The organism is Paenibacillus durus (assembly GCF_000756615.1).
In the GTDB taxonomy this organism is placed as follows: Bacteria; Bacillota; Bacilli; order Paenibacillales; family Paenibacillaceae; genus Paenibacillus_AQ; species Paenibacillus_AQ durus.
In genome coordinates, this window is record NZ_CP009288.1 from 4,333,336 (window position 1) to 4,346,874 (window position 13,539).

Genomic DNA, 13,539 nt, shown 5'->3' on the forward strand with positions numbered 1-13,539 from the left:
ATTCGTAATTATTACTAATAACCGGAGGTGCTACAATGTCCCCTGCCGTACAAACCGATCCGAGAATTCCGGTCACTGTTCTAACCGGTTTTTTAGGCGCCGGCAAAACAACCTTGTTGAATTATGTACTGAATGCCAACCATGGAGAAAAAATCGCCGTTATCGTCAATGAGTTTGGAGAAGTCGGTATCGACAACCAGCTAGTGGTCGGAGCGAACGAGGAAATTTTTGAAATGAACAACGGATGCATTTGCTGTACGGTCCGCAGCGACCTGATTCGTATCCTCGGAGATCTGTCAGATGCCCGATTAGGTAAAAAAGACCGAAAGGTAAACTTTGACCGTGTATTGATTGAAACAACCGGGCTGGCCGATCCCGCCCCAGTAGCTCAAACCTTTTTTGTGGACCCTTCGATCTCAAGCGACTACCGGCTGGATGCCATTGTTACGGTGGTGGATGCCAAACATGCTGAACAGCATCTGAACGATGGTCATGAAGCCCAAGAGCAGGTAGCCTTTGCCGACGTTCTATTGGTGAACAAGACGGATCTGGTATCAGACACGGAGCTTCAGAAGCTGGAACAGCGCTTGCACGCCATGAATCCGGCTGCGACTCTATACCGGACTCAGCAATCGAAAATTGAAATTAATCAAATTCTCGGTATTCATGCGTTTAATCTCGACAAAAAGCTGGAGATTGAGCCGGGATTCCTGGAGGAGGAAGATCATGAGCATGACGATGAAGTCGGCTCGCTGTTCTTCCGCGAGACCCGTCCGCTGGATCTGGACAAGGTGGAAGGTTTTATTAACGAATGGCTGATCGAACATGGCACCGACACCTTCCGTTATAAAGGGATCCTGAACATTAAAGACTTGGAGGAGCGAATTGTTTTTCAAGGCATTCACATGCTGTTCAGCGCCTACCCGGACCGGCTATGGCGGGAAGATGAACAGCGTATCAGTGAATTCGTCGTTATTGGACGGCATTTGGACGAAGCCTGGTTCCAGCAGCAGTTCACCAATTGCATCGCCTAATGCTCCCTTTCGCCTGCCTGACATGAAGAAACGGTACCGTCTTTTTAGGAACGGTACCGTTTCTCGTAGAAATATAAGGAAAATTGATAAGCGCTCAGCTTAGCAATCACTTGATTTCATGTGTGCGGGTGGTAGACCGGCACACATTTTATCATCGAGTTGAAAGGATTTTCTACTCATAGCTATAAGCTTTCCTGAACCCTAGTCGAACTGGGGGTTTTCTTATACAACAAAAAAGAAAGCCGCTTTTCAGCGACTTTAATTAAAATGATTAGTTCTTATTCTCTGCTTCTATAACTTTATTCTCCAGTTCTTGAATTTTAGCTTTCAGTATATCAACTTCACTTCGAGCCTGCGTAATTTCTTCAGGTGTGCTTAATCCACTATCAACCTTCTGCTTTAAAGAGTTAAATATCTGGCAGAAATCGAATGGTTGGTCAATTTCTCCACCTATTGCTATAATACCTTGTCCAGATGCAATATAAATAGTTCCATCCTTTGCAATTGCAGGTGGAACATTTGCTCCATATTGGGTTCCGGTTATTGTGATATCCCACAGGTTTGCGCCAGAGGAAGTAATAGCATGTAATGTAGTATCCCAATTACTTGCACTAGTAAAATAAATATTTGAAATGCTATCAAGGATTGGGCCAGTGTTCATATAGAAGTTAGGTGTAGAAATTGACCATTTGACCGTACCATCTGGATTAACGGCGTAGAATTTCTTGGCATACGTCAAACCAAAATATAATGTCCCTTCTTTATCAACTGTCGGAGGGGCATCAATTTTAGATTCAACCGTTAGTTTCCACTTTTGGGTTCCATCGGGGTTGATTGCGTACATATAACCAATTTGAGTGCCATTACCAAGTCCTAAGTAAATAGTTCCATCTTCTCCAATTGTAGGAGATCCGTAACCTTCATATGCTCCAACACTGAATAACCATAACCGACTTCCTTGTTTATTAAATGCTTCAATCCCAGAGGCCTCCGCAACATAAATGTTACCGTCTTTTGAAATTGACGGAACTGAAGATACACTTTGGGAAGAATATAGAGTTTTACTCCATTTCACTACACCAGTTGCATCTAATGAATAAAGTGTGTTTGCATGAAGTACATAAATATTACCATCTGAATCCAATGAAACACCATTAGTTCTCCCGTTAAAATCTATGTACCATTTTCTACTTCCGTCGGGGTTAATTGCATGAAGTCCATAGGATGATCCAACATATATTGTTCCGTCCGCGGCAATCGCTGGAGCAGCATCGTACCGAAAATATTCTCCGGACTTTCCGGAATACGACCATTTTTCGGTCCCATCACTATTTAGTGCATAAAATAATGGCTTGTTGTACGCTCCGGCATATACTGTACCATCTTTTCCAATGACAACAGGTGATCGGAAATATGTGTCTATTGGGCTAAATTTCCACTTAATATATGGGTTTCTGTCGATGCTCTTGTATTGAGAATTTCTGTTCCAGTTATAAATTGTTGGCTGTTCAGTTGTTGAGTCATATGTACCTTGTTCATACTGGCTACCTTGATTAAACTGAACTGAAGTTTCAGAAAAAATTTGACCTGGGATTAATAATGTACTCATGATTGCAATCGTAGCTACAATTCTTTTCCTTAATTTACTCATTACTCTGTTTCCCCCTCCAATTATCTAATTAATCCTTATTTCCTAATAATCGGAGTATATGGATCAATAATTTAGTATGAAAATATGATCATATTGTTAAATTTTATACAACCATCTCATAAATCCTCCTTCTGCAACTCGATATCAATCTTGATCAGCTTCTTTAAGTCGTCAACGGTACGGATCTCAATCTTCCCATTCTGAAAATCCTTGACCCATTGGGCTATGCCGGCCTTGATGATTTTCCGATACTGCGCCTTAACTCTCCTGAATGCCAGCCATGACTTCGAGCTCATGTTGCAATAAATCTTCATCTTTTGTTCCCATTGTGTTCCCCTCGGCTTCTATGTAGTATTGGAAACGAGACAGCGGATGTCTGCAAAATGCCGCGCGCGGCGGGCCGCTGACTCATGCTGGGGGATACCCTGGATATAAGGAAGGACGTTCGCGCGTCCTCCTTTAATATATTTGTACATAAATAATCGCCCAGTGATTAGGTGGCTGATTATAAACTATTGTTTCCCGATAGTTGAATAACATTAGAAAAGAGTCACACTGCTCCATATATCTGCAAAACTCATTACTATGGTTCCTAATAATTGATACTATTTAGACATTAATATGGCAGGGGGGGTTATTGCGATGTACATGTCTATCCACGCTTCCCAAAGATACTAGGTTCCAATCTACCGTATTGTACAGTAGTTCCAATTAAGTGCCAACGATATATTCCAGGGCCAATCTGTGGATGAAAAGCCTACCGTCGAAATCAAACAATTGTCCTAAAGCAGGTGCATTAAATCGAAATCTCGGCTCATTCCATTGCCCGGTGTACATAGATAAAAAAGCGCCGAGGGATAGAACTGTCAATCAATCGGATCCGGTATTCGATCGGAACGGATCTTTCCTGAACATTTTGATTCATAAAATCATCCTCCCTCCATAAATTATTACATGATCCAGTAAATGATGACAAAAGCCTAAACTGCCCGTTAGCAAATCGCTTTTCCCGACGCATCCCCGGCTTTAAATCCTCATTCTATCAAATTCAGAACAAGCAAAAAACCCTTGCTACGCAAGGGTTTTACTGTAGTGGGCCCTGAGGGACTCGAACCCCCGACCAATCGGTTATGAGCCGACCGCTCTAACCAACTGAGCTAAGGGCCCTGATCAAAATATCCGGAATAATGGCTGATGAACTTCTATGAAAATTGGTTGCGGGGGCAGGATTTGAACCTGCGGCCTTCGGGTTATGAGCCCGACGAGCTACCGGGCTGCTCCACCCCGCGTCAGTAATCATATTCAAACAGCAACAGTAAATATTATACACTATACCCTAGTGTTAAGTCAAGAAGCTCCAGCTAATCTTTTTCAGGGAAGAAATCGAACCCCATATTTTCCTCTGCGTGAACGATAAATTTCTACCAAGCGCGGATCATGGTAGCCATAAATCCAGCCGTCTTGTTCGAGCCGCTTAGCCAGACAGCCTGCTTGAAATTTGGTTCTGAACAGCCTCGCAAAATATACCCAGTTCATGCTGCATTCTTCTCCCTATATAAAATGATCAAGCCGACTACTCCGTTAGCTTGCCCATATTTACAAAAAACTTGCGGCATACGGATGATTGATCCAACCATAAAACAAAAACCGCCCTGCAATCGGACGGTTTCTTCAATATCAATCAGTTTCCAAAAGAGGATGGATCGCGTCTCCACGACTGAAGCAGCTCGACATCGCTAGCCACGATTTTGCCTTGCCCCAGCGCAACGTCGATCAGGGTGCTGTAATTGGACAGGCTCTGCAGCGGGATGCCCGCTTCCTTGAAGGCGTCTGTTGCGCGATCTAATTCATAGCTGAAAATCGCCAGCACCGCAAGCGGTTCTCCTCCCGCTTCCTTCACAGCCTGCGCAGCCTTAATCGAGCTGCCACCGGTCGAAATCAAGTCTTCAATGACGATGACCTTTTGGCCGGGTGCAATGATGCCTTCGATTTGGTTCTGTTTGCCGTGTCCCTTCGCTTTGTCGCGGATGTAGGCCATCGGCAGATTCAGCTTGTCGGCGACCCAGGCTGCATGCGGAATGCCGGCGGTTGCCGTTCCGGCGATGACTTCCGTACCGGGATATTCGGCCGCAATCAGTTCCGCGAACGCGTCGGCAATATAGCTGCGGATTTCCGGATACGACAAGGTAAGACGGTTATCGCAGTAGATCGGGGACTTAATGCCCGAAGTCCAGGTAAAAGGTTCCTGCGGACGCAGCGCGACGGCTTCGATCTTCAACAGATAAGATGCAATTTGTTCACTTCTATTCAGCAATGGGCTCACGCTTGAATCATCTCCTCAATAATATGCTCAGCAGCCTGACGCGGATCAGGAGCTGCCGTTATAGGCCGTCCTACAACCAGAAAGTGGCTGCCCTGCCGGATCGCTTGTCCCGGCGTCATGACGCGGCTCTGGTCGTCCAGAGAAGATCCCGATGGACGAATACCCGGGGTCACGGTGCGGAAGGCAGGACCGCAGGCGGCCGATACGGCTGCGGCTTCAAGCGGCGACGCCACTACGCCGTCCAGACCGGCGTCTGCGGCGAGCTTCGCGTACCGCACGACCGTGTCCGGCACCTCGCCGGGAATGCCGATTTCGCTGTTCATGACCGCCTGGCTGGTGCTGGTAAGCTGGGTCACCGCAATAACCAGCGGACGGGCAAGCGCGGGGTTCTTGCGCAGGGCCGCATCGATGCCCTCGATTGCGGCCGCCATCATGGCCGAGCCACCGGATGCATGGACATTGAACATATCAACGCCAAGGGCGGTCACGCTCTCGGCTCCGCCTTTTACCGTGTTCGGGATATCATGCATTTTGACATCAAGAAATACGGAATAGCCAAGGGCCTTCAGCTCTCTGACAAAATCCGGACCGGCGGCGTAGAACAGCTGCATGCCGACCTTCATGTAGCACGGGATGCCTTTCAGCTTGCCGATCAGTTCCTTCGCCTGCCCGGCATCCGGGTAATCAAGCGGGATCATCAACCGATTGGCCATGCTCTCCCATTGCTTGTCCTGTGTGACGGTATTCTCCTGCGCCGCAGCTTCCTGCAGTGGCTGCCTTTCTCCGGTCATAACAACACTCCTTCGCGAGTATATGAAAGCTTTCGCTTCCGAATCTATAGCGTATAAATGTCCGGGCACAGCGGAACGGTCTGCGAGTTGACGCAAACCGTTCCTGTAATCTCCTGTGCCTTGCGCACAATTCTTATTGTCCTACAAAAGCCGGCATCGACTGCGAGGAGAAGTTGATCGTCTCCAGCATGCGCAGCAGCGCGGTTACGGTATCAAGAGACGTCATGCAGACGATGCCGTTCTCGACCGCTTCGCGGCGGATAAGGAAGCCGTCGCGCTCTGGCGTCTTGCCCTTCGTGAGCGTATTGAACACGAAGTTCGCCTGGCCGCTGCGGATAATGTCGATAATGGTAGGCTCGCCTTCGCCGAGCTTGTTGACGTTCATGACGTTGAGGCCCGCTTTCTCCATAGCCGCTGCAGTGCCGCCTGTGGCGATGATTTTGTATCCCAGTCGGTGGAAGCCTTTCATCAGCTCGACTGCCTCATCTTTATCCTTATCAGCCACGGTTATGATAATCGACCCGGTTGTCGGAATTTTCATGCCCGCGCCGATCAGGCCTTTATACAGAGCTTTTGCATAAAGTCTGTCGCGGCCCATTACTTCACCGGTGGACTTCATTTCCGGACCAAGCGTCGGCTCTACTCTGCGCAGCTTGGCGAACGAGAAGACCGGCACTTTGACAGAGACGTAATCACTCTCCGGCCACAGCCCTTCACTGTAGCCATCGTCCTTCAGCTTGCCGCCGAGAATGACCTTCGTGGCCAGATGGGCCATCGGGATACCCGTTACCTTGCTCAGGAACGGAACAGTACGCGACGAGCGCGGATTCACTTCGATGACGTACACTTCGCCGCCGTAGATGACAAACTGAATGTTGACCAGTCCGACCGTCTTCAATTCCTTAGCGATCTTGATCGTGATATCAGTGATTTTCTGCTTCAGGCTGTCTTCCAGATGCTGCGGAGGATAGACTGCGATGGAGTCGCCGGAATGGACGCCTGCGCGTTCCACATGCTCCATGATGCCGGGAATAACCACGGTTTCGCCGTCGCAAATGGCGTCGACTTCAACCTCTTTGCCCAGCATGTAGCGGTCGATCAGCACGGGATGATCCGGATTGACCTTGACCGCCTCTTTCATGTAGCTCAGCAGTTCGGCATCGGAGTAGACGATCTCCATCGCGCGGCCGCCAAGCACATAGGAAGGACGTACCAGAACCGGATAACCAAGCGATTGGGCGGTACCCACGGCTTCCTCAACCGTCGTTACAGTACTGCCTTTCGGCTGTGCGATATCAAGCCGCGACAGCAGCGCTTCGAACCGCTTGCGGTCTTCCGCCTCGTCGATGCTTTCCAGGCTCGTTCCGAGAATCTTCACTCCGGCTGCGCTCAACGGAGCTGCCAGGTTGATCGCCGTCTGTCCGCCGAACTGTACGATAACGCCGATCGGCTTCTCCTGCTCGATCACATTCATGACATCCTCGAAGAACAGCGGCTCGAAGTAAAGACGGTCGGATGTGTTAAAGTCGGTAGACACGGTCTCCGGATTATTATTGATAATAACCGCTTCATAACCTGCCTTCTGGATCGCCCAGACGGCATGTACCGTAGAGTAGTCGAACTCGATGCCCTGGCCGATACGGATCGGGCCGGAGCCGAGCACAACCACTTTTTGCTTATCGGACGGAATTACTTCATTCTCGGTTTCATAAGTTGAGTAATAGTAAGGGGTGGTCGCCTCGAATTCGGCCGCGCAGGTGTCGACCATCTTGTACACAGGCTTCAACCCCTGCCCTAGACGCATTGTCCGAACTTCGGCTTCTTTCGTCTGCTTGCCTCCCGGCTGACCTTCCGAGCGCAGCTCGGCAATAGCACGGTCGGTAAAGCCCAGACGCTTCGCCTGGTACAGCGTTTCCGGCGTCAGGCTCTCTTCCTCGCGGATACGGTCCTCAAAGCCGATCAAGCCTTCGATTTTGTCAAGGAACCACCAGTCGACCTGGGTAATATCCTGAATTTCCTGAAGCTGATATCCGCGGCGGAATGCCTCGGCAATCAGGAAGATACGCTCATCGTCCGGTTTCGCCAACCGGGTCTTCAGCACTTCATCTTCAAGCAGTTCCGCTCCCGGAAGCTTGAACCGGTGAACCCCGATCTCCAGCGAACGGATCGCTTTGTGAATCGACTCCTCGAAGGTGCGGCCGATTGCCATCACTTCGCCGGTAGCCTTCATCTGCGTGCCGAGCTTGCGGTTTGCATAGATGAACTTGTCGAACGGCCAGCGCGGAATTTTGCTGACGATATAATCCAGCGTCGGCTCGAAGCAGGCATATGTCTGCCCGGTGACCGGGTTGATGATTTCATCAAGCGTATAGCCAAGGGCGATTTTGGCCGCCATCTTGGCAATTGGATAGCCGGTCGCCTTCGACGCCAGCGCAGACGAACGGCTGACGCGCGGATTCACTTCGATGACATAGTATTGATAGCTCTGCGGATCAAGCGCGAACTGCACATTGCAGCCGCCTTCGATGTTCAGCGCGCGGATAATCTTCAGCGAAGCGCTGCGGAGCATCTGGTACTCACGGTCGGACAGCGTCTGGCTCGGAGCCACAACAATGCTATCGCCGGTGTGTACGCCTACAGGGTCGAAGTTCTCCATGTTACAGACCACGATGCAGTTGTCGTTCGCGTCGCGCATCACTTCATATTCGACTTCCTTCATGCCCGCGATGCTCTTCTCGATCAAGCACTGGCTGATCGGGCTGTAGCGGATACCGGCTTTTACCGTCTCGCGCAGCTCTTCTTCATTCGCGCAAATGCCGCCGCCGGTACCACCCAGCGTATAGGCCGGACGAACAATCAGCGGATAGCCGATCACCGCGGCAAAATCCAGCGCTTCCTCCAGCGTCGTAACAATCGTGCTCTCCGGTACGGGCTGTTCCAGTTCACGCATCAGATCACGGAACAAGTCGCGGTCTTCCGCTTTCTCAATGGAATGCAGTTGGGTACCGAGCAGCTTAACGTTCTCCTGCTCCAGCACGCCGGCGCGCGCGAGCTCAACGGCCATATTCAGGCCGGTCTGCCCGCCGAGCGTCGGGAGCAATCCGTCCGGACGCTCCTGGCGGATGATGCCGGTCACGAAATCGAGTGTAATCGGTTCGATATATACTTTATCCGCCATATTCGTATCGGTCATGATGGTGGCGGGGTTGCTGTTAATAAGGATAACCTCGACGCCCTCTTCCTTGAGCGCCTGGCAGGCCTGGGTTCCAGCGTAATCGAATTCGGCTGCCTGGCCAATAACGATCGGTCCGGAACCGATCACGAGTATTTTCTTAAGCTTATCGTTCTTAGGCATTCTTTAATAAGCTCCTTTCACGGCTTCAAGCTGCTGTTTCGGGGTAGGAGCCGCGATTCGCGCGTTCGCCGCAAACTGCGCCTGGCGGGAAACGGCGGGAGTTCCCCGCTTATGCTCCGCGATCATTTCCAGAAAACGGTCGAACAAATAGCTGCTGTCATGCGGTCCCGGCGCCGCTTCAGGATGGTACTGCACCGAGAAAGCGGGATAGCGGGTATGCTTCAGCCCTTCGATCGTCTTATCGTTGTTGTTGATATGCGTAATCTCAAGCTCCGTGCCGCGTACGGAATCTTCATTCACGGTGTAGCCGTGGTTCTGGGACGTAATGTAGCAGCGTCCGCTTTCCAGTTCCTTGACCGGATGGTTGCCGCCGCGGTGTCCGAATTTAAGCTTCTCGGTGTCTGCTCCGCAGGCCAGCGCAAACAGCTGGTGGCCGAGGCAGATGCCGAAGATCGGGTATTCGCCGAGCAGCTCGGAGATGGTCTTAACTGCATACGGCACGTCCTTGGGGTCCCCAGGACCGTTGGACAACTGGATGCCGTCGGGGTTAAGGCGGCGGATCTCTTCGGCCGTAACATTATGGGGAACGACGATAACATCGCAGCCGCGATTGTTCAGTTCGCGCAGAATCCCCGTCTTGGCGCCGTAGTCCACAAGCACGATCTTTTCCTTGGTTCCGGGGCTGCTGTATGCGCTGGCGGTAGAAGTGCGGGCTACCTGATTGCGCAGCTCTGCGATGGATGTATCGTTCATCATTTCCATCAGTTCTTCCACCGGCTTGGTTGAAGTGGTCAGGATGGCTTTCATCGTGCCATAGTGGCGGATGATGCGCGTCAGCATACGGGTATCAATGTCGCTGATGCCGGGAATCCCATACTCTTTCAGCAGGTCGTCGACGCTGTATTCGGCGCGCCAGTTGCTCGGCACCGTCTCATGCCGGCGCACGACGAAGCCATGTACGAAGGGCCGCACGGATTCAAAATCATCACGAGTGATGCCATAGTTCCCGATCAGCGGATACGTCATCGTCACGATTTGTCCGCAGTACGAAGGATCGGACAGTACCTCCTGATATCCCGTAATCCCCGTATTAAATACAACCTCTCCAGTCTTCTCGCCCTCTGCGCCGAATGCGGTGCCAGTAAACAACGTTCCGTCCTGTAGCAGCAATCTTGCCTGCATTCCGTTCCACTCCTCTTCATTCTGTATTCTCAAAACTGTATGTGTTCTTAACCTCCGGAGTGTCTGCTTCAGGTTCCTCGCCTCCTAGGCCTGAGAACCCCGCTTCGTTCTTTCGGTTCGCTTCTTATTCTTCACTCCATACAACACGGCCGTCCGTGAGGGTCATCACCGGCCAGCCTTTAAGCTTCCAGCCTGTAAACGGCGTATTGCGTCCCTTGCTGGCAAAGTTATTCGGATCGACTTCCTTCTCCGTCTCCAGATCAATCAGCGTCAGGTCAGCCGGGGCTCCCGGCTCCAGAACGCCGGTGCTTAGACCGAACACGCGGGCCGGATCGGAGGTCATTCTCTTGACCAGCAGGGAAAGATCCATCTTGCCGGCGGCGACAAACTTTGTATACATCAGCGGGAAAGCCGTCTCGAATCCGACAATCCCAAACGGCGCAAGCTGCATGCCTTTGGCTTTCTCCTCCGCGCTGTGCGGCGCGTGGTCCGTCACGATGATGTCGATGGTTCCGTCAAGCAGCGCTTCGATGCAAGCATCCACATCGCGGCGAGAGCGCAGCGGCGGATTCATTTTCCAGTTGGCATCAAGGCTGGGGATATCTTCTTCGGACAGCAGCAGATGATGCGGACATACCTCGGCGGTTACGCGGATGCCGATTTCTTTAGCCTGGCGGATCAGCCGAACCGACTGTTCGGTGCTGACATGGCACACATGGTAATGCACGCCAGTCGCTTCTGCCAACAAAATATCCCGTCCGACATGGATCGCTTCCGACTCGTTCGGAATGCCTTTAAGTCCATGCTTGCGGGCAAAGCTTCCTTCGGCTACCGGAGCCCCAACCACCAGGGAATTATCCTCGCAGTGTGCGATTACGGGCATATCCATGGAAGCCGCGATACTCATCGCATCCTTCATCATTTGAGCCGTCTGCACGCCTACACCGTCATCCGTAAAGCCGATCGCTCCGGCTTCCTTGAGAGCGGCAAAATCCGTAAGCTCTTGTCCCTGCTGTCCTTTCGTAATCGCGGCATAGGGCAGCACTTTAACCAGTCCGGCTTCGAGAGCCTTGTCCTTTACAAATTGTACGATTTCCGGGCTGTCCGTAACCGGCTTGGTGTTCGGCATGCAGGCAATCGTCGTATATCCGCCTTTGGCCGCCGAGCGGCTGCCGGTTTCAATCGTTTCCTTATGTTCAAAACCCGGTTCGCGCAAATGCACATGCATGTCGATGAACCCCGGAACAAGCAGCTTGCCGGCGGCATCAATCGTCTCGGAGCCTTCCGCGGCACTTTCACTTTCGTTCAGGATAGCGGAGATGACGCCATTCTCAATCTTGATATGCTTGCGCTCCAAACCGCCGTCCGTATTCAAAACACTGGCATTTTTGATGATCACGTTCATGCTGTCTCCTTTTGCCCTCGCAGATCCATCCGGGCTCTTATGTTATTATATAATAAAAATTCATTCTTGTGTATATTTATTAACCCGACCCTTTTCGGCCTTATCGGATTGCTCTCTCGATAACAGCCATTCGTACCGGAACACCATTGGACATTTGAGGAAAAATGAGCGATTTGGCGCTTTCCACCACCGCATCGTCAATCTCGACGTTCCGGTTGACCGGTGCCGGATGCATAATGACCGTATTCGGACTTAATCTCGAGGCGCGCTCTTCCGTCAAGCCGAACTGCCGCCGGTATTCCTCAGCCGACTGCAGCATCCCGCTCGCGTGACGTTCAAGCTGAACACGGAGCATCATGACCACATCCGCTTTCAGCGCTTCATCTATCGTGACGTAAGGCGCATGCTCCATAAGTTCAGGGGCTTTCATATTCTCGGGCGCGCAGAATTGCACCTTGGCCCCCATCTTGGTCAGCCCCCACAGATTGGAGCGGGCCACCCGACTGTGCATGATATCGCCGACGATCGATACGGTCAAGCCTTTGATTTCACCGAATGTCTTAATCATGGTGTACATGTCCAGCAGCGCCTGCGTCGGATGCTCATTATTGCCGTCGCCGGCATTAATCAGCGGAATCGATACCTTCTCCGACAGCTGGGCCAACACACCGGTCGGCTTCAGCCGTACGACGCCCGCGTCGATGCCCATGGACTCCAGGGTGCGAACGGTATCGTAAATCGACTCGCCTTTTTCTACGCTGGAAGCTGCGGCAGTGAAGTTCAGCACCTGGGCGCCAAGACGTTTCTCCGCCATTTCAAATGAGAACCGGGTTCTCGTGCTGTTCTCAAAAAACATGTTCGAGACGAACCGGGAAGCAAGCACCGGGCTTACCTTTTCAGTCTGCTTATCCCAATATGCCGCTCTATCCAATATTGCAGCAATTTCCGTTTGAGCCAGCCCTTTCAGTCCAAGCAGACTGCGTTCTTTCATTATGGTAGCTGTCGTCATTTATTTTGCCTCCCAGTTCGATAGTATGTGCACTTCGTCCATTCCGTCGACTTCCTTCAGCGCTACTTCAATCGATTCATGCCTTGAGGTCGGTACGTTCTTTCCTACATAGTCCGGGCGGATGGGCACTTCCCGATGACCCCGGTCTGCCAGTACAGCGAGTTGAATCATTCTCGGCCGTCCGCAGTCCATGAGCGCGTCCATCGCCGCGCGAATCGTGCGTCCGGTGTAGAGAACATCGTCGAAAAGGATGATTTTTTTGTCGCGAGTGCCGGAATCGCCGCTGGGAATGATCAGCGTCCCTTTTTCGTTACAATCTCCGTCGCTGGCATTATTATTCTTCCCGGGTTCCAAGTCGTCGCGGTAAGGGGTGACATCCAGCTCGCCGTATGCAACATCCACACCTTCGATTTCCTTAATCCGCTCCGCGATCCGGCGTGCCAGATATACACCTCGGGTGCGGATGCCGATCAGCATGCAATCTTCGATGCCTTTGTTCTTCTCTAGGATCTCATGGGCAATGCGCGAAAGCGCCCGGCGAATCGCCGTCTCGTCCATAATGACGTTTTTTTCGATAATCATGCAATCATGCCCTCCAGGTCGGGCGCCCTGTTCCCGCATCTTGGCTAACATAACAAAAAACTCCTTGCCTGAAGCAGGCAAGGAGTGAAATCCGCAGATTGAAGAAGAATGACGGGCGCGCAGCAAAAGAACTCCGTGCAGACAGACGGATTCCCTACAAAAAGCCGCGAACCTCGATTCACGTTACCTTGCCAGCCTCACGGGACT

General features: G+C 51.5%; 10 protein-coding genes, 2 tRNA genes and 1 pseudogene. 1 reads left to right on the top strand and 12 read right to left on the bottom strand.

The genetic code is table 11. The annotated features are described in order from the left end of the window. Positions 1-35 precede the first annotated feature (35 nt). The gene (locus PDUR_RS18825; protein ID WP_042207666.1) at positions 36-1,034 is read left to right on the top strand and encodes a CobW family GTP-binding protein; all 999 of its coding nucleotides are present in this window, start codon (positions 36-38) and stop codon (positions 1,032-1,034) included. A 271-nt stretch (positions 1,035-1,305) separates the two neighbouring features. On the opposite strand, the gene PDUR_RS18830 is transcribed toward PDUR_RS18825, so the two are convergent. The 12 genes and pseudogenes from PDUR_RS18830 to pyrR all read right to left on the bottom strand — a co-directional run bounded on the left by PDUR_RS18830 (position 1,306) and on the right by pyrR (position 13,332). Further along, positions 1,306-2,685: an outer membrane protein assembly factor BamB family protein gene (locus PDUR_RS18830; protein ID WP_042207667.1), complete on the bottom strand. Its 1,380-nt coding sequence runs from the start codon at positions 2,683-2,685 to the stop codon at positions 1,306-1,308. A gap of 116 nt (positions 2,686-2,801) precedes the next feature. Next, positions 2,802-3,012 (bottom strand): annotated as a pseudogene (locus tag PDUR_RS18835) (hypothetical protein). A 766-nt stretch (positions 3,013-3,778) separates the two neighbouring features. Further along, positions 3,779-3,852, bottom strand: a tRNA-Ile gene (locus tag PDUR_RS18840). Between the two features lie 45 nt (positions 3,853-3,897). Next, a tRNA-Met gene (locus PDUR_RS18845) sits at positions 3,898-3,974 on the bottom strand. Between the two features lie 82 nt (positions 3,975-4,056). Next, a complete protein-coding gene (locus tag PDUR_RS29240) occupies positions 4,057-4,221 on the bottom strand; it encodes a hypothetical protein (RefSeq protein WP_169744924.1) in 165 nt (54 codons plus the stop codon). A gap of 145 nt (positions 4,222-4,366) precedes the next feature. Next, positions 4,367-5,008, bottom strand: coding sequence for an orotate phosphoribosyltransferase (pyrE, locus tag PDUR_RS18850; protein ID WP_042207668.1), 642 nt, complete (start codon positions 5,006-5,008; stop codon positions 4,367-4,369). Then, entirely contained in the window at positions 5,005-5,721 is a 717-nt protein-coding gene (gene pyrF / locus PDUR_RS18855; RefSeq protein WP_042209514.1) for an orotidine-5'-phosphate decarboxylase, read from the bottom strand. Before pyrF ends, pyrE begins: the two co-directional genes overlap by 4 nt. 211 nt (positions 5,722-5,932) lie before the next feature. Next, positions 5,933-9,154 (bottom strand): carbamoyl-phosphate synthase large subunit, encoded by a 3,222-nt coding sequence (gene carB / locus PDUR_RS18860; protein ID WP_042207669.1) that lies wholly within the window; start codon positions 9,152-9,154, stop codon positions 5,933-5,935. Positions 9,155-9,157: 3 nt separating this feature from the next. Beyond that, complete coding sequence (gene carA, locus PDUR_RS18865) at positions 9,158-10,336, bottom strand: glutamine-hydrolyzing carbamoyl-phosphate synthase small subunit (protein WP_042207670.1); 1,179 nt, start codon at positions 10,334-10,336, stop codon at positions 9,158-9,160. A 124-nt stretch (positions 10,337-10,460) separates the two neighbouring features. Next, positions 10,461-11,741 (bottom strand): dihydroorotase, encoded by a 1,281-nt coding sequence (locus tag PDUR_RS18870; RefSeq protein WP_042207671.1) that lies wholly within the window; start codon positions 11,739-11,741, stop codon positions 10,461-10,463. A gap of 100 nt (positions 11,742-11,841) precedes the next feature. Then, on the bottom strand, positions 11,842-12,750 hold the full coding sequence (locus PDUR_RS18875) for an aspartate carbamoyltransferase catalytic subunit (protein WP_042207672.1): 909 nt from the start codon (positions 12,748-12,750) through the stop codon (positions 11,842-11,844). Then, a complete protein-coding gene (gene pyrR, locus PDUR_RS18880; protein WP_042209515.1) occupies positions 12,751-13,332 on the bottom strand; it encodes a bifunctional pyr operon transcriptional regulator/uracil phosphoribosyltransferase PyrR in 582 nt (193 codons plus the stop codon). Positions 13,333-13,539: the final 207 nt, after the last annotated feature.

What these genes read in the sequence shown, in the direction of transcription:
- PDUR_RS18825 (WP_042207666.1), top strand. Translation starts at nt 36, where the DNA reads ATGTCCCCTGCCGTACAAACCGATCCGAGAATTCCGGTCACTGTTCTA.
- carA (WP_042207670.1), bottom strand. Translation starts at nt 10,336, where the DNA reads ATGCAGGCAAGATTGCTGCTACAGGACGGAACGTTGTTTACTGGCACC.
- PDUR_RS18830 (WP_042207667.1), bottom strand. Translation starts at nt 2,685, where the DNA reads ATGAGTAAATTAAGGAAAAGAATTGTAGCTACGATTGCAATCATGAGT.
- carB (WP_042207669.1), bottom strand. Translation starts at nt 9,154, where the DNA reads ATGCCTAAGAACGATAAGCTTAAGAAAATACTCGTGATCGGTTCCGGA.
- pyrR (WP_042209515.1), bottom strand. Translation starts at nt 13,332, where the DNA reads ATGATTATCGAAAAAAACGTCATTATGGACGAGACGGCGATTCGCCGG.
- PDUR_RS29240 (WP_169744924.1), bottom strand. Translation starts at nt 4,221, where the DNA reads ATGAACTGGGTATATTTTGCGAGGCTGTTCAGAACCAAATTTCAAGCA.
- PDUR_RS18875 (WP_042207672.1), bottom strand. Translation starts at nt 12,750, where the DNA reads ATGACGACAGCTACCATAATGAAAGAACGCAGTCTGCTTGGACTGAAA.
- PDUR_RS18870 (WP_042207671.1), bottom strand. Translation starts at nt 11,741, where the DNA reads ATGAACGTGATCATCAAAAATGCCAGTGTTTTGAATACGGACGGCGGT.
- pyrF (WP_042209514.1), bottom strand. Translation starts at nt 5,721, where the DNA reads ATGGCCAATCGGTTGATGATCCCGCTTGATTACCCGGATGCCGGGCAG.